Origin of the sequence: Bradyrhizobium sp. SZCCHNRI3052 (assembly GCF_032484895.1) — a bacterium.
Classification (GTDB): domain Bacteria; phylum Pseudomonadota; class Alphaproteobacteria; order Rhizobiales; family Xanthobacteraceae; genus Bradyrhizobium.
On sequence record NZ_JAUETW010000003.1, the window covers coordinates 173,017 to 195,519 of the forward strand.

Annotated in this window: 20 protein-coding genes; 13 read left to right on the forward strand and 7 right to left on the reverse strand. The window is 65.9% G+C overall.

The features are described 5' to 3' along the window. The first annotated feature begins 2 nt into the window (after positions 1 to 2). The 5 genes from ccoP to ccoS all read left to right on the forward strand — a co-directional run bounded on the left by ccoP (position 3) and on the right by ccoS (position 5,380). Positions 3 to 875 carry a cytochrome-c oxidase, cbb3-type subunit III gene (gene ccoP / locus QW887_RS11270; protein ID WP_315715703.1) on the forward strand — a complete coding sequence of 291 codons (873 nt, stop codon included), beginning with the start codon at positions 3 to 5 and terminating at the stop codon, positions 873 to 875. 113 nt (positions 876 to 988) lie between these two features. Continuing rightward, entirely contained in the window at positions 989 to 2,470 is a 1,482-nt protein-coding gene (gene ccoG / locus QW887_RS11275) for a cytochrome c oxidase accessory protein CcoG (protein WP_315715704.1), read from the forward strand. A gap of 17 nt (positions 2,471 to 2,487) precedes the next feature. Further along, positions 2,488 to 2,988 carry a FixH family protein gene (locus QW887_RS11280; protein WP_315715705.1) on the forward strand — a complete coding sequence of 167 codons (501 nt, stop codon included), beginning with the start codon at positions 2,488 to 2,490 and terminating at the stop codon, positions 2,986 to 2,988. A gap of 14 nt (positions 2,989 to 3,002) precedes the next feature. Further along, positions 3,003 to 5,204 carry a cation-translocating P-type ATPase gene (locus tag QW887_RS11285; RefSeq protein ID WP_315715706.1) on the forward strand — a complete coding sequence of 734 codons (2,202 nt, stop codon included), beginning with the start codon at positions 3,003 to 3,005 and terminating at the stop codon, positions 5,202 to 5,204. After that, positions 5,195 to 5,380: a cbb3-type cytochrome oxidase assembly protein CcoS gene (ccoS, locus tag QW887_RS11290; RefSeq protein ID WP_315715707.1), complete on the forward strand. Its 186-nt coding sequence runs from the start codon at positions 5,195 to 5,197 to the stop codon at positions 5,378 to 5,380. Before QW887_RS11285 ends, ccoS begins: the two co-directional genes overlap by 10 nt. On the opposite strand, the gene QW887_RS11295 is transcribed toward ccoS, so the two are convergent. Beyond that, entirely contained in the window at positions 5,350 to 6,579 is a 1,230-nt protein-coding gene (locus tag QW887_RS11295) for an MFS transporter (protein ID WP_315754195.1), read from the reverse strand. The genes ccoS and QW887_RS11295 overlap by 31 nt on opposite strands. 92 nt (positions 6,580 to 6,671) lie before the next feature. Next, a complete protein-coding gene (locus QW887_RS11300) occupies positions 6,672 to 7,157 on the reverse strand; it encodes a cupin domain-containing protein (protein ID WP_409977935.1) in 486 nt (161 codons plus the stop codon). A 244-nt stretch (positions 7,158 to 7,401) separates the two neighbouring features. Here QW887_RS11300 and QW887_RS11305 point away from each other — a divergent pair, with 244 nt between their 5' ends. After that, the gene (locus QW887_RS11305) at positions 7,402 to 7,683 is read left to right on the forward strand and encodes a hypothetical protein (RefSeq protein ID WP_315715711.1); all 282 of its coding nucleotides are present in this window, start codon (positions 7,402 to 7,404) and stop codon (positions 7,681 to 7,683) included. Between the two features lie 85 nt (positions 7,684 to 7,768). After that, positions 7,769 to 8,488 carry a peroxiredoxin-like family protein gene (locus tag QW887_RS11310; RefSeq protein ID WP_315715712.1) on the forward strand — a complete coding sequence of 240 codons (720 nt, stop codon included), beginning with the start codon at positions 7,769 to 7,771 and terminating at the stop codon, positions 8,486 to 8,488. On the opposite strand, the gene QW887_RS11315 is transcribed toward QW887_RS11310, so the two are convergent. Further along, entirely contained in the window at positions 8,476 to 9,372 is an 897-nt protein-coding gene (locus QW887_RS11315) for a LysR family transcriptional regulator (RefSeq protein ID WP_315715713.1), read from the reverse strand. The two genes, QW887_RS11310 and QW887_RS11315, sit on opposite strands and share 13 nt — an antisense overlap. A 183-nt stretch (positions 9,373 to 9,555) precedes the next feature. Here QW887_RS11315 and QW887_RS11320 point away from each other — a divergent pair, with 183 nt between their 5' ends. From QW887_RS11320 to QW887_RS11330, 3 genes are all read left to right on the forward strand, one after another. Further along, entirely contained in the window at positions 9,556 to 10,377 is an 822-nt protein-coding gene (locus QW887_RS11320; RefSeq protein ID WP_315715714.1) for a 3-hydroxybutyrate dehydrogenase, read from the forward strand. Between the two features lie 76 nt (positions 10,378 to 10,453). Further along, positions 10,454 to 11,608 (forward strand): patatin-like phospholipase family protein, encoded by a 1,155-nt coding sequence (locus QW887_RS11325; protein ID WP_315715715.1) that lies wholly within the window; start codon positions 10,454 to 10,456, stop codon positions 11,606 to 11,608. Positions 11,609 to 11,847: 239 nt separating this feature from the next. Beyond that, complete coding sequence (locus tag QW887_RS11330; protein WP_315715716.1) at positions 11,848 to 13,971, forward strand: HAMP domain-containing methyl-accepting chemotaxis protein; 2,124 nt, start codon at positions 11,848 to 11,850, stop codon at positions 13,969 to 13,971. 21 nt (positions 13,972 to 13,992) lie between these two features. Here the strand turns inward: QW887_RS11330 and glgA are convergent, their stop codons facing one another. After that, complete coding sequence (glgA, locus tag QW887_RS11335; protein WP_315715717.1) at positions 13,993 to 15,408, reverse strand: glycogen synthase GlgA; 1,416 nt, start codon at positions 15,406 to 15,408, stop codon at positions 13,993 to 13,995. Positions 15,409 to 15,747: 339 nt separating this feature from the next. Between glgA and QW887_RS11340 the strand changes: the two genes are divergently transcribed. From QW887_RS11340 to QW887_RS11350, 3 genes are all read left to right on the forward strand, one after another. After that, a complete protein-coding gene (locus QW887_RS11340; RefSeq protein WP_409977934.1) occupies positions 15,748 to 16,815 on the forward strand; it encodes a CaiB/BaiF CoA transferase family protein in 1,068 nt (355 codons plus the stop codon). 230 nt (positions 16,816 to 17,045) lie between these two features. After that, positions 17,046 to 18,113, forward strand: a complete 1,068-nt coding sequence (locus tag QW887_RS11345; protein ID WP_315715718.1) for an alcohol dehydrogenase — start codon at positions 17,046 to 17,048, stop codon at positions 18,111 to 18,113. Positions 18,114 to 18,277: 164 nt separating this feature from the next. Further along, the gene (locus QW887_RS11350; RefSeq protein ID WP_315715719.1) at positions 18,278 to 19,357 is read left to right on the forward strand and encodes an isocitrate/isopropylmalate dehydrogenase family protein; all 1,080 of its coding nucleotides are present in this window, start codon (positions 18,278 to 18,280) and stop codon (positions 19,355 to 19,357) included. On the opposite strand, the gene QW887_RS11355 is transcribed toward QW887_RS11350, so the two are convergent. The 3 genes from QW887_RS11355 to QW887_RS11365 all read right to left on the reverse strand — a co-directional run bounded on the left by QW887_RS11355 (position 19,354) and on the right by QW887_RS11365 (position 22,238). Next, on the reverse strand, positions 19,354 to 20,175 hold the full coding sequence (locus tag QW887_RS11355) for an enoyl-CoA hydratase (protein WP_315715720.1): 822 nt from the start codon (positions 20,173 to 20,175) through the stop codon (positions 19,354 to 19,356). The two genes, QW887_RS11350 and QW887_RS11355, sit on opposite strands and share 4 nt — an antisense overlap. A 439-nt stretch (positions 20,176 to 20,614) precedes the next feature. Beyond that, positions 20,615 to 21,010: a helix-turn-helix domain-containing protein gene (locus tag QW887_RS11360; protein WP_015668220.1), complete on the reverse strand. Its 396-nt coding sequence runs from the start codon at positions 21,008 to 21,010 to the stop codon at positions 20,615 to 20,617. A 7-nt stretch (positions 21,011 to 21,017) separates the two neighbouring features. Beyond that, positions 21,018 to 22,238: a LysR family transcriptional regulator gene (locus tag QW887_RS11365; protein WP_315715722.1), complete on the reverse strand. Its 1,221-nt coding sequence runs from the start codon at positions 22,236 to 22,238 to the stop codon at positions 21,018 to 21,020. Positions 22,239 to 22,503: the final 265 nt, after the last annotated feature.

The window sequence follows — 22,503 nt, forward strand, 5'->3', positions numbered from 1 at the left end:
TCATGGCTGACCATACCGAAGTCGACAGTGTCTCCGGCACCCCCACCACCGGCCACGCCTGGGACGGCATCAAGGAGCTCAACACCCCGCTGCCGCGGTGGTGGGTGATCACCTTCTACATCACCATCGTCTGGGCGATCGGCTACTGGATCGTGTATCCGGCCTGGCCGACCATCTCCAGCAACACCCAGGGCCTGTTCGGCTACTCGTCCCGTGCGGACGTGGCGGTCGAGCTTGCCAATCTCGAGAAGATCCGCGGCGCCAAGATGGCCGCGCTCGCGACCGCCTCGCTCGCCGACATCGAGAAGGATCCGGCGATGCTGGCCCTGGCGCGCGCCAAGGGCAAGACGGTGTTCGGCGACAATTGCGCCGCCTGCCACGGGACCGGCGCGGCCGGCGCCAAGGGCTTCCCGAACCTGAACGACGACGACTGGCTGTGGGGCGGCTCGCTGGAGCAGATCCAGCAGACCCTGCTGTACGGCGTGCGCTCGGGTCACCCGAAGACGCGTGAGGGCCAGATGCTCGCCTTCGGCAAGGACGGTGTCCTGAAGCCGGCGGAGATCGTCACGGTCGCCAACTACGTTCGGGAGCTGGCGGGCCTGCCGACCCGGCCGGGTTATGACGCCAAGGCCGGCGCCAAGGTCTTCGCCGAGAACTGCGCGGCCTGCCATGGCGACAACGCCAAGGGCAATCCGGAGCTCGGCGCGCCGAACCTCACCGACAAGATCTGGCTGTACGGCTCCGACGAGGCGACCCTGATCGAGACCATCACCAATGGTCGCGCCGGCGTCATGCCGGCCTGGGAGGGCCGTCTCGACCCGACCACGATCAAGGCGATGGCGGTCTATGTCCACTCGCTGGGTGGCGGAAAGTAACGGAAATCCAACGGAACTTTCCCTTCAATTGAGCTGGATCAACTGAGCGGCCGGAGGTGGACATACCTTCGGCCGCAACTGCGAGAAGACCCCCCAGCCATGATCCGCCAGCCATGAACCAGACGGTAAGACCGGACGACCTGAAGCCTCAGGACCTGCAGCCCGTGGACGATTACGGTCCGCTCTATGCTGCGCACAAGAAGGTCTATCCCCAGAGCGTCTCGGGCACTTTCCGCCGGATCAAATGGGGCCTGATGGGCTTCTGCCTCGGCGTCTATTATTTCCTGCCGTTCGTGCGCTGGAATCGCGGCCTCGGCGCGCCCGACCAGGCGGTGCTGATCGACTTCCCGAACCACCGCTTCTATTTCTTCTTCATCGAGCTGTGGCCGCAGGAGGTGTACTACTTCACCGGCCTCCTGATCATCGCCGCCATCGGCCTGTTCCTGATGAACGCGATCGGCGGCCGTATCTGGTGCGGCTATCTGTGCCCTCAGACAGTGTGGACCGACCTGTTCTATGCCGTCGAGCGCCTGATCGAGGGTGACCGGCGGGAGCGCATGAAGAAGGATGCCTCCGGCGACCCGATGAAGCTGGAGCGGATTTCGGAGCTCGTGCTCAAGCATTCGATCTGGCTGATGATCGCGTGGTGGACCGGCGGCGCCTGGGTGCTGTATTTCAGCGATGCGCCGACGCTCGTGAAGGATCTCATCACCTTCCAGGGGCCGATGCTCGCCTATGTCTGGATCGCGATCCTGACCGCGACGACCTACACGCTCGCCGGCTTCATGCGCGAGCAGGTCTGCGTTTATATGTGCCCGTGGCCGCGCATCCAGGCGGCGCTGACCGACGAATGGGCGCTCAACGTCACCTACCGCTATGACCGCGGCGAGAGCCGCATGTCGGTCAAGAAGGCCGCCGAATTGCGCGCGCTCGGCCAGCCGGCCGGCGACTGCATCGATTGCAAGCAATGCGTGGCGGTATGCCCGACCGGCATCGACATCCGCGACGGCGCCCAGATGGATTGCATCCAGTGCGGCCTCTGCATCGACGCCTGCGATACCGTCATGACCAAGATCGGCCGCCCGACGCGGCTGATCGGCTATGACAACGACATCAACATCCATCGTCGACAGGAAGGCAAGCCGCCGATCTACAAGCTCGTGCGCCCGCGGACCATCGTCTATGCCGCGATCATCGCCGTGGTCGGCGGCGCCATGGTCTACAAGCTCGCGACTCGGTCGCTGCTCGAGGTCAACGTGCTGCACGATCGCAATCCGATCGCGATCAAGCTGTCCGACGGCTCGATCCGCAATGCCTATACGGTGCGCGTCCTCAACAAGCACGGCTTCGATCGCGTCATCGCCATCGACATCGAGGGGCCTGCCAATTCGACCGTCCACGTCGTCGGTGCGGATTCGGTGACGCCGGACCGGCCTATGATCGTGATCGGGCGCGACCAGACCGAGGAGCTGCGCCTCCTGGTGACCGCTCCCGAGGAGAACAATCCCGCGAAGTCCATCCCAGTGAAGTTCCATGTGACGGATATCGGTCTCGGCGTCGTCGCCTCCGCCACCGACAATTTCGTCAGCCCGTAGAGCTAAGGAGCCTGTCAATGGCCAGCCGTTCCAATCCTTCTTTCCAGCTGACCGGAGGCATGGTGCTCGCGATGCTCCTCGCCTTCTTCGGGACCGTGATCGGCGTCAACGTCTACATGATGAAGATGGCGATCTCGACCCTGCCGGGCACCGAGGTCGACAGCGCCTACAGCGCCAGCCTCGGCTACGAGAAGGAGATCGCGGCGGCGCGCGCCCAGGAGGCGCGGCGCTGGCAGGTCGAGGCGCATATCGAGCGTAGCGCCGGCGGCGCCGCCATCCTGCAGGTCAACGCGCGCGACGCAAGCGGCAATCCCGTCTCGGGCCTGACCTTCCAGGGCCGGCTCGAGCGTCCGGCCGACAAGCGCGCGGATCAGGACGTCGCCCTCGCCGAGGTCGGCATCGGCATCTATCGCGGCACGGCGGAGGCGATCGCGCCGGGCCAGTGGGACCTCGTGCTCGAAGGTGATTCCAGCGGCCGCCGCCTGTTCATGTCGAAGAACCGCGTGCTGCTGAACTGAAGGGACTTCCGATCATGCATGTGACGCGTGACTTCTCCCACTACGTCAAGGATCTCGGCGCCGGCCTGAAGCACATCGACCTCGCGGTCGAGGGTGTCAGCTGCGCCGGCTGCATGGCCAAGATCGAGCGCGGCCTCTCGGCACTGCCCGACGTGACGCTCGCGCGGGTCAACCTGACCGACCGCCGCGTCGCGCTGGAATGGAAGCAGGGCACGCTCGATCCGGCCAAGTTCATCGACCGCCTCGCCGAACTCGGCTACAAGGCCTATCCGTTCGAGAAGGCAAGCGCCGAGGCCACCGAGGCCGAGGAATCGCGCTTCCTGCTGCGCTGTCTCGGCGTCGCCGCGTTCGCGACCATGAACGTGATGATGCTGTCGATCCCGGTGTGGTCCGGCAATGTCAGCGACATGCTGCCGGAGCAGCGCGACTTCTTCCACTGGCTGTCGGCCGTCATCGCATTGCCGGCCGCGGCCTATGCCGGCCAGCCGTTCTTCCGTTCGGCATGGCGCGCGCTCAAGAGCGGCAACGTCAACATGGACGTGCCGATCTGCATCGGCGTGATCCTGGCGCTGGGCATGTCGGTCGTCGAGACCTTCCACCACGCCGAGCACGCCTATTTCGACGCCGCGATCATGCTGCTGACCTTCCTGCTGGTCGGCCGCTATCTCGACCAGAACATGCGGCGGCGGACCCGCGCCGTCGCCGGCAATCTCGCCGCGCTGAAGGCGGAGACCGCGACCAAGTTCATTGGCCCCGACGAGATTTCGGAGGTACCGGTCGCCGCCGTTCGCGCCGGCGATCTCGTGCTGCTGCGACCCGGCGAGCGCTGCGCCGTCGATGGCGTCGTGGTCGAGGGCCGCTCCGAGATCGACCAGAGCCTGATCACCGGCGAGACGCTGTACGTGCCGGCCGAGCAGGGCACCGCGGTCTATGCGGGTTCGCTCAACATTTCCGGCACGCTGCGCGTCCGGGTGTCGGCCGCGGCCGAGGGCACCTTGCTCGCCGAGATCACGCGCCTGCTCGACAACGCGCTGCAGGCCCGCTCGCGCTACATGCGCCTCGCCGACCGCGCCTCGCGGCTCTATGCGCCGGTCGTGCACGCGACAGCGGCGCTCACCGTGCTCGGCTGGGTGCTGATGGGCGCGAGCTGGCATGACGCCATCGTCACCGGCATTGCCGTGCTGATCATCACCTGTCCCTGCGCCCTCGGGCTCGCGATTCCCACCGTGCAGACCGTGGCGTCGGGCGCGATGTTCAAGTCCGGCGTGCTGCTCAATGCGGGCGATGCGATCGAGCGCCTCGCCGAGGCCGATCACGTCATCTTCGACAAGACCGGCACCTTGACGCTGCCGGAGCTCGAGGTCGTCAACGCCGCCGACATCCCTGCAGATGTGTTCGCGCTGGCCGGCCAGCTCGCGCTGTCGAGCCATCATCCGGTGGCCGCGGCGGTGGCACAGGCCGCCAATGCGCGGTCGCCGCTGATGGGCGCGGTCGAGGAGCCGGGCCAGGGTGTCCGCGCCGTCGTCGACGGCGTCGAGATCAGGCTGGGACGTCCAACCTTCTGCGGCGCCGAGGCGCTGGTTGCGCAGACCGGCAGCGTCGATCCCGAGGCCTCGGTGGTGGCCTTCAGCCGCGGCGACAGCAAGTACCTGTTCTCGGTGCGGCAGGGCTTGCGCCCCGACGCCGCCAAGATCGTCGCCGGCCTGCAGCGGCGCGGCATCAAGGTCGAGATCCTCTCGGGCGATCGCGAGGCGGCGGTGGCCGCGGCCGCCAAGGCGCTCGGCATCGGCGAGTGGCGCGCCGGCGTCACGCCGGCCGACAAGATCGCGCGCATCGAGGAGCTGAAGCGCGCGGGCGTCAAGGTCATGATGGTCGGCGACGGCATGAACGACGCGCCGTCGCTCGCCGCCGCGCACGTCTCGATGTCGCCGATCTCGGCCGCGCATCTGAGCCAAGCCACCGCGGATCTCGTCTTCCTCGGTCGTCCCCTGGCGCCGGTGCTGGCCGCGATCGACTACGCGCGCAAGGCGCTGCATCTGATGCGGCAGAATCTGTGGCTCGCAGTCGGCTATAACGCCCTGGCGGTGCCGCTGGCGATCAGCGGCGTCGTCACCCCGCTGATCGCGGCAGCCGCGATGTCCGGCTCGTCGATCATCGTCATGCTGAATGCGCTGCGTGCCCGCAAGGTGGCCGGGGAGGCCGCGTCATGGAAGTGATGATCATTCTCGTCCCGCTCGCTCTGGCGCTCGGCCTTGCCGGCCTGGTCGGCTTTCTCTGGTCGCTGAAGAGCGGCCAGTATGAGGATCTCGAAGGGGCGGCCTGGCGCGCCATCGCCGACGACGATGAGCAGGCCCCGCCGGCTCAGCCCGAGGCCGCGCCGAGCCGGTCCTGAACGCCTGGCAGCGTCATCCGACGCGCCAGGTATCCCGCGACCGCGAGCGCGGCGGCGATGCCTGCCACGCAAGCCGTCCAGCCGAACCGGTCGAACAACTGGCCGAGCACGGCCGTTCCGATGATGCCGCCGGCGAAATAGCTGGCGAGGTAAAGACCGCTTGCAACGCCCTGATCGTGGGCGGCGGTCTTTCCGACGAAACCTGTGGTCACGGCCTGGGCGAAGAACGTGCCCGCTCCGACCAGCACCATGCCGGCGAGCACCGCCCCGAGCTGTGACGACAGCATCAGGACGAGGCCGAGGCCTGCGGTTGCGAGTGCGCCCCAGATCGCGCCCTGTGTGCCAATCCTTGCGACCGTCCGGCCGGCGAGCAGCGTGGTGACGATCGAGGGCAGGAAGACGAAATACACCAGTCCGACCTCCATCATGCCGAGCGACAGCGGCGGTCGCACCAGCACGAAGTTCACGAAGGTGAAGGCGCCGATGAAGGCGAACAGGACGCAGAAGCCGACGCCGAAGGCCGCGCGCAGCCGGCGGTCGCGCAGGTGATCGGCGATGGCCCCGCCGCGCAGCCGCATCGTTCCCTGCACACGCATGGCCGCGCCTCCGACCGCGAATGCGGCGAGAAGGGCACCGCAGACATTGAGCGCGGCGAAGACGTAGAAGGTCGGCTTGAGGCCCAGGGCACCGGTGAGACCGGCCGAGAGCAGGCGCCCGACCAGATTGCTGGCGACGTTGCCGGTGATATAGGCCGCGAAGGCGCCGCCGGCCTCGCTGGCGGTGCACTGCTCGCCGAGATAGGCAAGGGTGAGGGCGAACGCCGAGGCCATGCACAGGCCCTGCAGGATGCGCAAGCCTGCGAACACCGTCAGGTCGGGCGCGCTGCCGAGCAAGGCGGTGAAGCCGGCGAGCAGGGCAAGGCTGGCGACGATGCCGATCCGGCGATCGATCAGCGGGCTGAGCAGGCCGATGACCAGGCTCGCGATCGCCATTCCCAGCGTGCAGGCGTTGACGGCAAGCCCCATCTCGGCCGCGCTGACCTGATAGTAGCGCGCGAGGACCGGCAGCATCGCCTGCGCCGCGAACAGATCGACGAGGCTGAAAAAGGCGAGCAGGCCGACCAGGACCGCGCGCCGCGCCGCCCTTCGTGCATTCACATCGGCGGCTCCAATCGGCAACCGTGCGGACAGATCCGTCATGGCAATCTCCTCGGCTCCACAGGCAACGCGGCCGCATCCGGATCGCCTGCCTGAAGGGGGCGATCCGAAGGCGGCTGGCGGAGGCCCGCGATCTACATGTTGTGATCGTGCGGATCCTTGCGAACGTCGCCGACATAGAGGATGACCGTCTCCTTGCCGTCGTTCTTCCACCAATGCGACGTGCCGAACACCTCGGCTCTCAGATCGCCGGCCTTGTGCAGGATCGGCTCGGCGCAGTTGCTGGCATATTCGATGATCTCGCCCTGCTGAACGAAGATCAGCGCCGGGCGATCGTCATGGCTGTGCCACGGCACGATGCCGCCGGGCGCGATGGTCAGCTTGCGGAAGCGCAACTCGCGGTCCTTGATATTGGCGGGCTGCTTGGCGAGATCGATCGCGCCAAGCGTGACGTCGGTAACGCCGACCGCCTTGACGTCGGCTTTCTCACGTACGCCGGCCTTGATCTTGTCGGCCGGACACTCGCCGGCGCGGGCGCCGGACGCCGCGATCACCGTCGTAGCAACGGCCAGGACGAAAGCAGCGCTCAGGCGGCGCGCGCGTGTAGGTGCGATCTGCATCAACATGTCATTGTCTCCTCTGATGGAACAGCGGCCCGCGCCGAGCGGGCATCGCGAGGCGCACCATCGGGGAGCAGGGGACATGATGGAAATGCATCCTTTCTCTGGAGCCGATAGACCGCCGCTATCGATAGGCGGACGCTATCCTCGCGATTGGACAACGGCATTTCTCAAGCAGAGCAGGTCGCGCTTGTAATGCGGACGCCCGATGACGGGCGACAGCATTCATGAGGAGGAGATATCCATGACCCGCCTGTCCAAGACCTTGATCGCCGCGGCCGTGGTCGCGGTCTCTGCCACCGCAGCCATCGCGCAAGGCGGTCTCGATCTCGCGCCCGGCATGGCCTATGTCTACAGCGCCGGCAAGACCAGCATGATGACGATGGCCGCCGGCGACGCCAATCATCGGGCCATGATGCGCCACGCCAGGAAGGTGCCGAACAACACCGTCTTCTTCATGAGCGACGGGCAGCTCTATTCGGCGTCCGGCATGCTCGATCCCACCGGCAATTTCTATCGGCCCTGAGCGCGACGGTCGGGCAGGCCGCCCTTGTGGTCGGCTTGCCCGGGAAACTATCATGGTTGGGGTCCTGAACCTGCCGGAGCTGCTCATGACAGTGCTTTCACCCGCGGATGCCGAGCGGCTCAGACAGGCCTTCCTGCAATGCAGGGAGATGCAGGGCACCCTGCGTCAGCAGCTCGAGGCCTATGCCGCTGCGGGTCGCGAGATCTTTCCGGCCTACGCATCCGCCGTCGACCGCCTGGTGGCGCGGCTCGGAGACAACGGCGGCGGCGAGACTGCGCCGCGGCCCGGTGAGACGATGCCGCCATTCGTCCTGCCCGATGAGGCTGGCCGGCTAGTGAGCCTGCAATCCTGCCTCGTCCGGGGGCCGGTCGCCGTGATGTTCTTCCGCGGCCATTGGTGCCCCTATTGCCGGCTCAACGTTCGCGCGGTGATCAAGGCGCAGGAGCGCATCGACGCCGCGGGCGGCGCGATCGTCGCGATCATGCCGGAGCTGCAGGCGTTCACGCAGCAGTTCAAATCGGACGCCGGCGCCACCTTCCCTGTGTTGACGGACCTCGACAACGGCTATGCCTTGTCGCTCAACCTCGCGATCTGGCTTGGTCGTGAGATCCAGCAACTACTGGCGCACCAGGACCTGGCGAGCTTCCACGGCAATGACGGCTGGGTGTTGCCCATTCCGGCTGCCTTCGTGGTCGGGCGTGACGGTCTCGTAAAGGCGCGTTTCGTCGATCCCGATTTCCGCAAGCGGATGGAAATCGACGATCTGGTCGAAGCGCTTCGCCAGGCCGCGGCTCAGGACAGCTGAGCGAGCCATTCCTGCCAGTTCCTGCCGCGCAGCATGCGCATCACGGTCGAGGCAACCGCCGTGCGTTCACGGCCAGCAACGCCGTAGAGATGAACGGTGCGCCGCACGTCGAGTCCGTCGACGGTGGCCCGATGCAGGGTCTCCGGCAGCGTGGTCGTTTGCGGCACCACACCGATGCCGACTCCGGCTTCCATCAGCGCGATCAGGTCGCGTTCGGAGTGGACATCATGAGTTCGTCCGAGGTCGACGCCGCGTTCGCGGAGCAGCGTGCGCAACCTGTCCGCATGTTCGCAATAGTTGCGGCACAGCAACGCGTCACCGCCCAGATCATCGATCGCGATCGGATCCTGCCCGGCCAGCCGGTGCCGGCTGCTCACGGCGAGCGCGAAGTCCTCCGTGAAGAGAGGCCAGACATCCAGCCGATCCCAGGTCTCGTCGATCTCCGAGGCGATGCCGAGCTCCGCTTCGCCGCTCTTCAGATGCTCTGCGATCATGCGGCTGCTGCCGCGTAGAAACCTGAGCTCGAGCTGGTTGAACTGGCGCTGCAGCTGATCGAGCAGCGGGATCAGCAGCGCAAGGTCGACCGAGTCGGCGAGCGCGATCCGGAGCGTGCCGAGCTCTCCGCTCTTGAAGGACGAGGCGAGGGTTCGCGCGCCAACGGCAGCCTCGTAGCATTGCTTCAGCAGTGGATGCATGCGCTGGCCGAGCTCGGTGAGTTGCGCGGCCGGCCGCTCACGCCGGAACAAGTCGCCACCGAGCTCGGCTTCGAGCTGCTTGATCGCACGCGTCAGCGACGGCTGCGTCACGTTGCATTCCTCGGCCGCGCGCGTGAAGTGCAGCAGCCGGGCAACGGCAAGAAAATACCGAACCTGATGCATTTCCATCGAGGTGCTCCGTTCGATCGGGCTGACGTCCCGGGTGCAATATCCTACCAAGCGGGGCTTGGCACCAGCGATTGCGATAGCGAGCACCTATCGTGTGGCGAGCCAAACGGCATTTCCATTGGTCATGGCGGCCCGGCAATTTGTGCAGGCACGGGGCTCAACTGCTCGGACGAAGGCGACGCCATGGCTGTAGATTCACTGAAAGCCCGATCCACATTACCTCCGTTGTCCGGCAGGGTGGCGGTGATCACCGGCTCGTCCAGCGGCATCGGTCTGGGGATTGCGCAGGCACTTGCCGGTGCCGGGGCGCACGTCATGCTGAACGGCTTCGGAGCTCCCGAGGAGATCGGCCGCATCAGGTCGCAGATCGCTGCGGAGTTCGGTGTTCGCACCGGCTATGCTGCGGCCGACATGACGCAGCCGGAAGCGATCGCGAGCATGATGGCCGGTACCCTGCAGGAATTTGGCCGTATCGACATCCTGGTCAACAACGCCGGCATTCAACACGTCGCGCCGCTCGAGCAGTTTCCCGTCGAAAAGTGGGACGCCATCGTTGCGGTCAATCTCTCGTCGGCGTTCCACACGATGCGGTTGGCACTGCCGTCGATGCGGCGGAATAGCTTCGGTCGCATCATCAACATCGCCTCGGCGCATGGCCTCGTCGCGTCGCCGTTCAAATCGGCCTATGTCGCTGCCAAGCATGGCATCATCGGCTTGACCAAGGTCGCGGCGCTGGAGGCGGCCGAGATCGGCATCACCTGCAATGCGATCTGTCCAGGCTACGTCTACACGCCGCTGGTCGAGGCGCAGATCGACGGACAGGCCAGGGCGCACGGCATCTCCCGCGATCAGGTCATCCGCGATGTCCTGCTGGCGCAACAGCCGAACAAGCGCTTTGCAACGGTGGAGGAGATCGGTGCGCTCGCCGTCTTTCTCGCCAGCGATGCCGCCGCATCGATCACCGGTGTTGCCCTGCCGGTCGATGGTGGTTGGACCGCACATTGACGGTTGGGCGATGTAACAGCGACGGGAAAACTGCGAACAGGACAATGCATCAGGAGGGAGACATGAGGAGGGAGACATGGCCGACGTCGACGACACGATGTGCGCGATGATCGATCGCAGCAGGCTGCCTGGGCAGGTGGTTCTCGTCCTGCAGGGCGGTGGTGCGCTCGGTTCATACCAGGCCGGCGTCTATCAGGCGCTGCACGAGGCTGGTCTGGAGCCGGACTGGGTGATCGGGACATCGATTGGCGCCATCAATGCCGCTCTCATCGCCGGCAGCCCGGTGCAGGAGCGCATGACGCGGCTGCGGGAGTTCTGGAAGCGGATGCACCGGCGGCCAGCCTGGACAGTGCGCACGGCCTTTCCGGATTTCAACGAGCGGCTGTCCTATTGGACGACCGTGACGCATGGGATTCCGGGCTTCTTCCGTCCCAACGCCCTGGCGCATGCCGGGGAGTCCTATCCGCTCGGTGCCGAGCAGGCCGGCTATTACTCGACCGCTCCGCTGCGCGAAACGCTGCAGGAGCTCGTCGACTTCGATCGTCTCAACAATGGCGGTCTACGCCTCACGGTCGGGGCGGCGCATGTCAGGACGAGCCGGATGAGCTATTTCGACAGTCGCGACGAGGTGCTGGATGTCCGCCACATCCTGGCATCGGGCGCGCTGCCTCCCGCGTTTCCGGCAGTTCGCATCGATGGCGAACTGTATTGGGACGGCGGCATCCTGTCGAACACGCCGACCGAGGTCGTGTTCGACGACAATCCGCGAAAGGACTCGCTGATCTTCGCCGTGCATCTGTGGAATCCCGAGGGAGCCGAGCCGACGACCATGGCGGAGGTGTTCAACCGCCACAAGGACGCGCAATATTCGAGCCGGATCTCGAGCCATATCGCGCGCCAGCAGCAGACGCATCGGCTGCGGCATATCATCAATCAGCTTGCGGTTCATTTGCCGGAGTCGGCCCGCAATGATCCGGCGATCCGCGATCTTGTCAGTCACGGTTGCCAGACGCGGATGCATGTCGTCCGGCTGCTGGCCCCGCAACTCGCTCGCGAGAGCCATACCAAGGATATCGATTTCACCGAGCGAGGCATCATCGCGCGCTGGACTGCGGGCTATCAGCACACGCGATCGGTCCTGCAGCGCAGGCCCTGGTCGGGCGAGCACGATCCGCTCTCCGGCGTGGTGTTGCACGATCCCTCGGTCACGCTTGCAGCGGCTGCGGAGTAGAGGGCCCGATGAGCCGAGTCGATCCGATTGGCGCGGTATCGCGGCATTCAGATACCGCTCGGATCAGCTCAGTTTAAGGGATTAGTCGCCATTCGTTCTTAATCATTATGGCGCGGCAGCATCGCCGCGATTCGTGTTTGCCGACCGCGCGGGGACGTCGCCGGAGGCCGCTGCGCCAGCGCGTATCGGCCGACGCGAGCGTGACCGGCCGGGCAGCGATATTTGATTGGGAACGGCCGATGTCCGAGCGCTCGGTGCTGCAGAATGAGACGATCAAGCCGGAGACCGGTGCGGTCAGTCTCAAATGGAAAATTCTTGCCGGCAATCTGCTGACCGGCTTCTTCGCGATGGCCTTCGCCTTTGCGCTCGCATGGAGCGGGTGGGGCGACTTGCGCAAGCGCGAGCGGGCGGAGCAGGTTCTGGACGCCTTCGAGCTGGCACTGAAGGTCAATGCGCAGATCCCGCTCGAGCGCGGCCAGTGGAATCTGCTCGCGGCGGCCGGGTCCGCGTCGGCGGATGATGTCGCCAAGCTCGACAAGGCCATCGCCACGACGGACGAGTCGCTGGCACGGGCCAAGGCCGCCGCGCAAGTTGCGGGCCTGCCGACCACCAACATCGATGCCGCAGCGACGACACTGCGTGGCGTCCGTTCGGCGGCGCGCAACGCTGTACCGCTTCCGGCCGCGCAACGTCCGGCGAACATCCAGGCGACGACCACGGATGGCCTCGGTCGGGCGGCCGAGTCCCTGAATGCCGCCATCGACGAGACCGCGATCGAGCTGTCGGGGGCCGGCGGCGAGGTCGAGAACCTGTTGCCTTCGGCCCAGCTTGCGCAGCTGTCGCAATCGATGCGCACGATCAACGGCGCGCGCTCCGCCGTGCTGCGCTTCTTCATCCAGAACGTCAGCTGGACCCCGGCGCGTCTTGCCGAGGTGACCGAGCAGAGCGGACAGGTGACCCTGCTGTGGCAGCAGATCGAGCTCGCGGCGCGCAGCGTTCGCAATACGCCGGAGGTGTCCGCCGCGCTGGAGCACGTGCGCACGACCCTGATGGGTGCTGGCGAACAGCGCTACCGTCAGATCGTCACGGCGGGGCGCGACGGACAGCCGTCGCCGGTCACGGCTGAGGAATGGGGCCGCTGGACCACGCCGATGCTGAACAACGTCATCGTGCTGCGCGATGCGGCGCTGAAGTCCGCGCATCAGGCCATCGATCAGGCGATCGGCGCGGCGCGGCTGCGGCTGTTCATCGCGCTCGGCGTTCTGCTGCTGGTGGCGATCGTGTCGGTCGCCGTGGTCATCGGCGTCGTCCGCGGCGTCATCGGCCCGCTGGTCGGACTGACCGGCGTGACCCTGCGCCTCGCCAATGGCGAGCTGAGCGCCGATATTCCGAACGAGTCCCGCAAGGACGAGATCGGCGCGATGGCGCGCGCCCTGAAGATCTTCAAGGACGCGCTGATCGCCAAGAAGGCCTCGGACGAGGCCGCGCAGCGCGACGCGCAGGCGCAGATCGATCGGGCCCAGCGGCTGGATGCGCTGACGCGCAACTTCGAGTCGACGATTGCCGACATCGTCAACACCGTGTCGTCGGCGGCCTCGGGCCTCGAGACGTCGGCGGACATGCTGACAAACACCGCTAGCCGCTCGCAGGAGCTCAGCACGGTGGTGGCGGCTGCGTCGGAGGAAGCGTCCGCCAACGTTCAGTCGGTCGCCTCCGCCACCGAGGAGCTCTCCTCGTCGGTGACCGAGATCAGCCGTCAGGTCCAGGCGTCGGCCCGCATGGCCGGCGACGCCGTGCAGCAGGTGCGCCAGACCAATGGGCGCGTCGCCGAGTTGTCGCAGGCCGCAGCCCGCATCGGCGACGTCGTCGAGCTCATCAACAGCATTGCCGGACAGACCAATCTCCTCGCACTCAACGCCACCATCGAGGCGGCGCGCGCCGGCGACGCCGGCCGCGGTTTCGCGGTGGTTGCGACCGAGGTGAAGGCGCTCGCGGAACAGACGGCGAAGGCGACCGAGGAGATCTCACAGCAGATCTCGGGCGTGCAGGCCGCGACGCAGGAATCGGTGAATTCGATCCAGGCGATCAGCTCGACGATCGAGCGGCTTGCCGAGATCGGAGCAGCCATTGCGGCGGCGGTCGAAGAGCAGGGCGCGGCAACGCAGGAAATCTCGCGCAACGTGCAGCAGGCCGCCCACGGCACCCAGCAGGTCTCGTCCAACATCACGGACGTGCAGCGCGGCGCCTCGCAGACCGGCTCGGCCTCCGCCGAGGTGCTGTCGTCGGCCAAGTCGCTGGCTGGAGATTCCAACCGCCTCAAGCGGGAGGTCGGCAGCTTCCTGGAAGCGGTCCGCGCAGCGTAAGAAGCCAGCCTTTCAAGCGGGCTACGACGCCAGCATCTTCCGGTACAGTGCGTTGTAGCAGGCGGCCGACAGGTTCCAGCTGAATGAGCGTGCCATCGCCGACAGCCGCATCTCGTTCAGCCGTTCGGTGCTGGTGAACGCCGAAAACGCGCGCTTAACCCCGCCGAGGAAGGATTCCGCCGACGGCTTCTCGAACAGGAATCCGGTCTCGCCATCTGTGATGGTCTCGGCGAGGCCGCCGGTCTGGTGGCCGATCGGCAGCGAGCCGAAGCGCTGGGCATACATCTGGCTCAGGCCGCATGGCTCGAAGCGCGACGGCATCAGGGTGAAGTCGCTGCCGGCGAAGATGCGCCGCGCCTGTGCATCGTTGAAGCCGATGGCGACCCCGATCGCGTCCGGCCGGCGGCGGTGGGCCTCCATCAGCGCGCGCTCGATGGCGGGCTCGCCGGTGCCGGTGACCACGATCTGGCCGCCGGCGCCGACGATCTCATCGGCGGCTTCCAGCACCAGGTCGATGCCTTTCTGATGGACGAGGCGCGCGACGATGCCGAACATCGGACCGCGCGACACGGCGAGGCCGAACTGCTTGCGGACGTAGTCGGCGTTGGCCTTCTTGCCCTTCCAGTCGCCCGCGGCGAAGGGCTGCGCCAGCTGCTGGCAGTAGCGGGGATCCCAGCTCTCGTCGATGCCGTTGAGAATGCCGGTCAGCTCATCGGCATTGGAGCGCTGCCGGAGCAGGCCCTCCAGCCCGCAGCCGAGCTCGGGCGTCGTGATCTCCTGGGCATAGGTCGAGCTGACCGTGGTGAGATGCGACGCATAGATCAGACCGCCCTTGAGAAAGGACAGTTTGTCGTAGAACTCCAGACCGTCGATGTGGAACGAGGATTCGGGGGCGCCGATCCGGCGCAGCGACTCGCGCGGGAACAGGCCCTGATAGGCGAGGTTGTGGATGGTCAGGATCGACGGTACGTCGACCCCGCGCCACGCCAGATAGGCCGGCACCAATGCGGCCTGCCAATCATTGGCGTGGACCAGATCGGCTGCCCAGTTCTTGTCCAGCGTGCCCGCCGCCAACTCGGCGGCGGCGGCGGCGAGACGGCCGAAGCGGATGTCGTTGTCCGCCCAGTCCTGCCCGCTTTCGTCGCCATAGGGGTTGCCCGGCCGGTCGTAGAGCTCGTCGCAGAGCAGGACGTAGACCGGCAGGCCGTCGCGGGTCGACGACCGCCCCAGGGCGCAGCCCGGCATCTCTGCCAGGGGCGCGCAGTGGCCGACGATCTCGATGTGAGTGAGTTGCTCGATCACGTCCCGGTAGCCGGGCAGCATGATCCTGACATCGGTGTGTGAGCGCAGCGCCCGGGGAAGTGCCGCCGAAACGGCAGCCAGTCCGCCCACCCGGACGAAATCGTCCATTTCGGTCGTAACGAACAGAACCCGCAAGAGATGTCCTCGATCAAGCCCCATGTTCGTCCTATGCAAGAAAAGGTCCAAATTCAGTCATGAAGAAAGGCGCTGCCGCACCGCGGCGGGACGCCAAACGCTTTCGACATCGAATGGTTCGATCTAGAAACGACCTGCACAACGATCGATGGCTTACGCTTTGTGAATCCGCGACGGCAAAGCGGACCTTCGGCCTCGGTGCCGAGCGAGAAGAGTTCAAACCAGGGAGCTGCCAGGGTGAGTCTAGTGGGAAACGATGAGAGCCGTTTGACAGGATGTTTCGAGGGACTGCGCGTCCTCGACTTCTCGACCACCATCGCCGGCCCGCACTGTGCCCGCATGCTTGCCGATATGGGAGCGGAGGTGATCAAGATCGAGTCAGTCGAAGGTGAAACCATGCGCACCCGGCCTCCGATGCGTCATGGCTGCTCTACCGCTTTCGGTCAGCTCAACGTCGGCAAGAAGAGCGTCGTGCTCGACCTCAAGTCGCGCGACGGTGTCGCCGCGGTGCGTCGGCTGGTCGCATCGGCCGATATCCTGGTTGAGAACTTCCGCCCTGGAGTGATGCAGCGGCTCGGGCTGGACTATGCGGCCTTGAGCGCGCTGAATCCGCGGCTGATCTACTGCTCGATCTCGGGCTACGGCCAGACTGGCCCATCGGCGGAACTCCCGGCCTACGCCCCGGTGATCCATGCGGCTTCGGGCTACGACATGGCGCATCTCGCCTACCAGCCGGGGCGCAGCCGACCCGATTATTGCGGCATCTACCATGCCGACGTCGTCACCGGGACCTACGCGTTCGGCGCCATCGCCTCCGCTCTGTATCAGCGCGAACGCAACGGGCGCGGCCAGCACATCGACTGCTCGATGCTGGAATCGATGCTGAGCCTGACACTGAACGAGATCCAATGGTCGCAATTTCCCGTCGCGCAGCCGTCGCGGCCGACCTTCGGCCCGGCGGAGTGTCGCGACGGCTATGTGATGATCGCCATCGCCAGCGAGAAGACGTTCCAGAACCTGATGACCGCGATCGGCCATCCGGACTGGGTCGATGATCCCAGATTCGCAAAATATTCCGACCGGCGGGCAAACTGGGGGGCGCTGATGGATGGCGTGGAAGCCTGGTCGCGCCGGCTCACCGTCGCCCAATGCCTGGAGGCATTGAATGCGGGCGGCGTGCCAAGTTCGGCCTACCGCAGCGTGGCCGATGCGCTGGCTGATCCGCAGATCGCGCATCGCGGCGCGCTGGCCGATGTGGAGGATGCAGCCGGCAGCTTCAAGGTCGTCAACCTGCCGTTTCGGATGTCGGAAGCGAAGGTTGCGGCCGGCCCGCGGGCCGCAAGCCTCGGAGAGCACACCGTGGAAATCCTGCGGGGGGCTGGCGTAGGCGACGCTGCAAAACCTTGAGCTCGCTGAGGCAAAACGCTGCAGGGCTGCCATGACCGCAGGCGCTGCGCGCAGCCTTGCCGCTCCTCGCGTTTCCAGCCAATGTCGCGATATCGCAAGAACAGTCCGGACCAGCCGGACGCGCTCATGCCGGGGAGGAGGTCCAAGGCGACGTTGCCGCGCGCAGCCTCGCCGCTCGTCCCGTCGATGCGCCACCGGTCGCGCCCGCACCGGACTACGGGAGTGAAACCATGAAGAGCTTCAAGGTCACCGATTTCAATGCGCCGCTGACCGAGGTCGACGAGCCGACACCGCAACCATTCGGCAAACAGGTGCTGATCAAGGTGAAGGCGGCCGGCGTCTGCCACAGCGATCTGCACATCTGGGAAGGCGGCTATGATCTCGGGCACGGCCGCAAACCGCTGTCCCTCAAGGATCGCGGCGTGTCGCTGCCGCGGACCATGGGCCATGAGAGCGCCGGTGAGATCGTGGCGTTCGGGCCGGAGGTCACCGAGGCGGAGAAGGGCGGGCTGAAGGTCGGCGACGTCGTGCTGGTCTATCCCTGGATCGGCTGCGGCAAGTGCGCGACTTGTCTCGCCGGCGACGAGAACATGTGCCTGAAGCCGGCCTCGCTCGGCGTCTATTGCGACGGCGGCTATGCCGACCACATGACGGTGCCGCATCCGCGCCACCTGATCGATCTCAAGGGGCTCGATCCGGTGACGACCGCGCCTTACGCCTGCTCCGGTGTCACGACCTACAGCGCGCTCAAGAAGGTCGAGAAGGATTTCGACACGCCGATCGTGATCTTCGGCGCCGGCGGCCTCGGGCTGATGGCGCTGTCGCTGTTGAAGGCAATGGGCGGCAAGGGTGCGATCGTGGTCGATATCGACGCGCGCAAGCGCGAGGCGGCGCTGGCGGCCGGCGCGCTGGCGGCGGTCGACGGCAAGGCGCCGGATGCGCTGGAGCAACTGAACAAGGCCGCAGGCGAGCCGATCCGGGCCGTCATCGACCTGGTCGGCAATGCCGCCACCGCGCAGCTGGGCTTCGACTGCCTCACCAAGGGCGGCAAGCTGGTCATCGTCGGCCTGTTCGGCGGCGGCGCGCCGTGGGCGCTGCCGCTCATTCCGATCAAGGCGGTGACGATCCAGGGCAGCTATGTCGGCAATCTCCGCGAGACAAAGGAGCTGCTCGACCTCGTCCGCGCCAAGCACATCGCGCCGATCCCGGTGACGCCGATGCCGCTCGCCAAGGCCAACGATGCCCTGCGTGAGCTGCAGAAGGGTCAGCTGGTCGGCCGCGCCGTGCTGACGCCGTAGGACACACCCTCTCCATCGTCATTGCGAGGAGCGAAGCGACGAAGCAATCCAGAGTCTCAACCTGGGCCCTGGATTGCTTCCGCCGTCGCCCTTCGGGCTAAGGCGGACAAGTCGCTTCGCTCGCAATGACGGCGCTAAATCCCTCGTGTGACGAAGAAAAAAGCATGCCCTCCACCAACGCACTCCACATCGCAGTCCTCCCCGGCGACGGCATCGGTCCTGAAGTCATGGCGCCGGCACTCGAAGTGCTGCGCAAGGTCGAGGCCAAGGCCGGCCTGTCGTTCCGGTTCACCGAGGCCCAGGCCGGCGCGAACAACTATCTCGCGACCGGCGTCTCGATCGCCGACTCCACGATCCGGCTGTGCGAAGAGGCGGACGCGATCCTGCTTGGCGCCTGCGGGCTGCCGTCGGTGCGCTATCCCGACAACACCGAGATCGCGCCGCAGATCGAGCTGCGCTTCCATTTCGACCTTTATGCCGGCGTGCGGCCGGCGCGGCTGATCCCGGGCGTGCCGAGTCCGATCGTCGGCGCCGCCGAGCGCGGCATCGACTTCGTCGTGATCCGCGAGTCCACCGAAGGCCTGTTCGCTTCGATGGGCAAAGGTGTCGTGACGCATGAGGAGGCGCGCGAGACCCTCGTCATCACCCGCAAGACATCCGAGCGGCTGTTCAACTTCTCCTTCAAGCTCGCCGCCCGGCGCCGCGCGCGCGGCCGCTCGGGGACTTTAGCCTGCGTCGACAAGGCCAACGTCTTCAAGGCCTTCGCCTACTTCCGTAAGATCTTCGACGAGGTCGCTCAACTTCATCCGGACGTGAAGACGGACCGCCTCTACATCGATGCTTGCGCGCTCATGCTGGTGAAGCGCCCGTGGGATTTCGACGTTCTGGTCACCGAGAACATGTTCGGCGATATCCTGTCCGATCTCGCCGCCGGTCTCGTCGGCGGCATGGGCATGGCGCCGTCGGCCGACATCGGCGATCGCCACGCCGTGTTCCAGCCCTGCCACGGCACCGCGCCCGACATCATGGGGCAGGGCAAGGCCAACCCGACCGCGATGATCCTGTCGGCCGCGATGATGCTGGACTGGCTGGCGGACACCCATGGCATCGAGGGGGCAGCCGAGGCGGCCCAGCGGATCGAGCAGGCCGTCGACCAGGTCTACGCATCCGGCCTCAAGCCATTCGAGTTCGGTGGCAATGCCGGCACGATCGACGTGACCAGGGCGGTGCTGGAGGCGCTCTAAAGTCCCTTGAAGGCTGGCTTGCGCTTCTCCATGAAGGCGCGGCGGCCCTCGCGGAAATCCTCCGAATCCATGCAGATGTCGCCGATCCGCTTGATGGCTTCCATGTCGCGGCGGCTTTCGTCCTTCAGCACCTCGGCGATGGTGATCTTGGCGGCCTTGACCGCCAGCGGCGCATTGACGGCAATGGTGCGGGCGATCTCCAGCGTGGCCGGCAGCAGTTCGTCGTTGCTCATCATCCGGTCGACGAGGCCGATCCGCAGCGCCTCCGCGGCATCGATCCGCAGGCCCGTATAGAGCAGCAGCCGCGCCTGCGACGGGCCGACCAGTGACACCAGGTTGCGCAGGCCGTCATAGCCATAGGCGATGCCGAGCCTGGCGGCGGGGATGCCGAACTGGCTGTCCGCGGCGGCGAAGCGCATGTCGGTCAGCATCGCGATCTGCAGGCCGCCGCCGAGGCAGAAGCCGCTGATGCAGGCGATCGTCGGCTTCGGGTAGCCGGCGAGCAGCGCCCGCTGGGCGGCGCTTCGCTCGGCATAGGCCTCCGAGGCCGCGGCATTGTGGCGGCTCTGCTCGAACTGGCTGATGTCGGCGCCGGACACGAAGGCCTTGCCGCCGGCGCCGGTCAGCACCACGACCCGGATCGCGTCATCGTCGCGCAGCGCGACCAGTGCCTGGCCAAGCCCCTCCCACATCTCCAGCGACATCGCATTGCGCTTGTCCGGGTTGTTGAAGGTGATGATGCCGACGCCATCGCCCGCTCTGGTCATGAGGATCTTGTCCCCGGCGAAGGTGGTGGGGAGCTCGGAGATAGTCGGCATGTGGGTCCGTCCGCAGGAGGGCAGGCGGCCGGCATCGTTCACCGCGCCGGTGACGGCGTCAATGCAAGTTCAGGACATGATGGGCAGGCAAAGGGACGTTCGGGCCGAGCTCTCGACCTGTGCACGGGTGGCCCAGGAGAGGACGCGCAGCGTTCATGATCAGCGTCGGCCGGACGGAACCGAAACGCCGGCATGCCGCCACTTCCTATGACGGCAGAGAGCACGAGATTATAAAAGCGACGAAGCCTCAGACCGCGCAGCGATCGCTGTGCGGACGAGAAGGGCCGGTGTGTCGGCCGCGCCGATCGCTCGGCCTTGAGCCGAGGCAGTGAACTCGCCCGAGCTGGCAGAGCGCCTGGCGCCCCCAAGTTGCGCCCTCGAGCGAAGATGGCCCATATCCATCACGGGCAGACCTGTCTGACGGATCAGACAGCCTTGCCTATTCTTCGTTCGCTGCGATCGATTCCATCAAGGATACCAGCTGACGTTGCACGGTCTGGTCCTTGATCTTGCTGTAGGCGCGCAGCAACCGCAGGCTGAAGGCTGAGTCCAGGAACAGGAGGCTCTCGACCTCGCGCGCCTTGCTGTCGCCGTCGTAGAAGAACGTCACAGGCACGTCGAGCGCGGTGGCGATCTGCTGCAGACGCGCAGCGCCGACCCGGTTGACGCCCTTCTCGTACTTCTGGACCTGCTGGAAGCTCACGCCGAGCTTCTCGCCGAGCTCGGCCTGCGAGATCTTCTGCTCTACACGCCGCAGGCGAATCCGCTTGCCGAGCTCGATGTCGGGCTTGCCCGCACTGCGCTGCTTCATTTTCTTTGCCGCTGATTTGTTCATACTGATTTTACCGTCCTTCCATCGGAAAGCCCCCGAATAGATGGGTCAGGGGTTCACCCATATATACTGTTTTAAGTTGCTGTGGATGAATGAATTCGTCTTTAAACCACGGGTATTTGCCAGGGTTAAAAGCCTCGACCAGCCAGTCGATCATGTGACGCACCCTAGGGATGCGTCCGGTGGTGGCATGATAAGACAGCCAGATGTCGTAGGACCACTTGAGGTCAACCTCCAGTGGTATGATCTTCCCGCCCAGGGCACTCGCATAGGTTGGGAAGACCCCGATGCCGGCGCCGTGCGCCACGGCCCAGTAATTGGCGCTCGAGACATTGGTGGTCATCGCGATCAGGTCCCGCTGTTCGAAACCGGGGAAGATGGTGGCGAAGGCGGCATTGGCGGCGGCTTCGTCCGCCACCTGCAGAACCAAGCGGTGTTTGACGAGATCGTCAATCGTCTTTGGGATGCCAAATATCTCCAAATATTTCTCGCTCGCAAAGCACATCAGGTGCATGCGGCCAAGCCGGACCAGCTTGACGTCGAGCGCCGCCGGCCGGGAGAGGTGGATGGCGACGTCGGCCTCGTGACGCGACACGTCGGCCGAGCGCATCGCGCAATAGAGATCGACCATGACGTTGGGAAAGCTCTGCTGAAATTCGACCAGCCGGGGCGCCAGCCAGAACGTGCCGAGCCCCTCGGTCACCGCGACCCGGACCTCGCCCGACGCAGCGCCGGCGAGACCATCGCCCGCGCGCAGCAACTCGAATGACGCGGCCTCCATGTGCTCGACGGCGGAGACCACCAGCGCGCCTTCGTCGGTCAGCCGAGCGCCGTGGACATCGCGCGTGAACAGCGTCGCGCCGATCTGCCGCTCGAAATCATCGATGCGTCGCCGTACGGCATTGATCGAGAGCGTCAGCCGCTCGGCCGCGGAGCGAAAGCTGCCGGCCCTGACAACCTCGAGGAATATCCGCGCTGCATCCCAGTCGGTGAGGCTTGCCTGCGCCGATTTGCTCACGGTCGACTTGGCCGGGGCGGCCCGGCCCGTCGCAGTTCTTGCCGGCTTGCTCGCCGTTGCGCCCTTGGCGCCGCCACTCTCTCGGCTCAGTTCAATGCTCGATCCTGCCCCAGCAGACGAGCCGCCGTGCTCCCCTGGTGCCAGCGTCGCAGGGGTCTCGGCTAGTTCCCGGCGTTCCTTCTGAGGAACGCCCCGTTCCGCCGCAACGCGCATACAAGCTCTCTCCGCCTGCTAGAGTGATTCCGATAAATTACGGGCAGGGCACGTTCGTGCCATGATTTGGTTGAGCGATCGAGGGTCGATGAGTCTGCCACCTTCAGTTCTCTGCAGCATGGTCTTACTGCCAGCAGATGCGCGGTCTGACACATCATGTAGGACAGGGACACGCTTAACGCGAGTCGAACCTAAGATCGACGGTTTTTGCCTCGACCGCAATGAAATGGTATTCGAAGATGGGCCGTTGTCATGCTATCGTGAT

Excerpts from the sequence above, each read along its gene's own strand:
- ccoS (WP_315715707.1), top strand. The coding sequence starts at position 5,195 with ATGGAAGTGATGATCATTCTCGTCCCGCTCGCTCTGGCGCTCGGCCTT.
- QW887_RS11320 (WP_315715714.1), top strand. The coding sequence starts at position 9,556 with ATGGCTGTAGATTCACTGAAAGCCCGATCCACATTACCTCCGTTGTCC.
- QW887_RS11285 (WP_315715706.1), top strand. The coding sequence starts at position 3,003 with ATGCATGTGACGCGTGACTTCTCCCACTACGTCAAGGATCTCGGCGCC.
- ccoG (WP_315715704.1), top strand. The coding sequence starts at position 989 with ATGAACCAGACGGTAAGACCGGACGACCTGAAGCCTCAGGACCTGCAG.
- QW887_RS11345 (WP_315715718.1), top strand. The coding sequence starts at position 17,046 with ATGAAGAGCTTCAAGGTCACCGATTTCAATGCGCCGCTGACCGAGGTC.
- QW887_RS11340 (WP_409977934.1), top strand. The coding sequence starts at position 15,748 with ATGCTTGCCGATATGGGAGCGGAGGTGATCAAGATCGAGTCAGTCGAA.
- QW887_RS11315 (WP_315715713.1), bottom strand. The coding sequence starts at position 9,372 with ATGGAAATGCATCAGGTTCGGTATTTTCTTGCCGTTGCCCGGCTGCTG.
- QW887_RS11310 (WP_315715712.1), top strand. The coding sequence starts at position 7,769 with ATGACAGTGCTTTCACCCGCGGATGCCGAGCGGCTCAGACAGGCCTTC.
- QW887_RS11360 (WP_015668220.1), bottom strand. The coding sequence starts at position 21,010 with ATGAACAAATCAGCGGCAAAGAAAATGAAGCAGCGCAGTGCGGGCAAG.
- QW887_RS11305 (WP_315715711.1), top strand. The coding sequence starts at position 7,402 with ATGACCCGCCTGTCCAAGACCTTGATCGCCGCGGCCGTGGTCGCGGTC.
- QW887_RS11330 (WP_315715716.1), top strand. The coding sequence starts at position 11,848 with ATGTCCGAGCGCTCGGTGCTGCAGAATGAGACGATCAAGCCGGAGACC.
- QW887_RS11325 (WP_315715715.1), top strand. The coding sequence starts at position 10,454 with ATGGCCGACGTCGACGACACGATGTGCGCGATGATCGATCGCAGCAGG.
- QW887_RS11300 (WP_409977935.1), bottom strand. The coding sequence starts at position 7,157 with ATGCAGATCGCACCTACACGCGCGCGCCGCCTGAGCGCTGCTTTCGTC.
- ccoP (WP_315715703.1), top strand. The coding sequence starts at position 3 with ATGGCTGACCATACCGAAGTCGACAGTGTCTCCGGCACCCCCACCACC.
- QW887_RS11355 (WP_315715720.1), bottom strand. The coding sequence starts at position 20,175 with ATGCCGACTATCTCCGAGCTCCCCACCACCTTCGCCGGGGACAAGATC.
- QW887_RS11295 (WP_315754195.1), bottom strand. The coding sequence starts at position 6,579 with ATGACGGATCTGTCCGCACGGTTGCCGATTGGAGCCGCCGATGTGAAT.
- QW887_RS11280 (WP_315715705.1), top strand. The coding sequence starts at position 2,488 with ATGGCCAGCCGTTCCAATCCTTCTTTCCAGCTGACCGGAGGCATGGTG.
- QW887_RS11365 (WP_315715722.1), bottom strand. The coding sequence starts at position 22,238 with ATGCGCGTTGCGGCGGAACGGGGCGTTCCTCAGAAGGAACGCCGGGAA.
- QW887_RS11350 (WP_315715719.1), top strand. The coding sequence starts at position 18,278 with ATGCCCTCCACCAACGCACTCCACATCGCAGTCCTCCCCGGCGACGGC.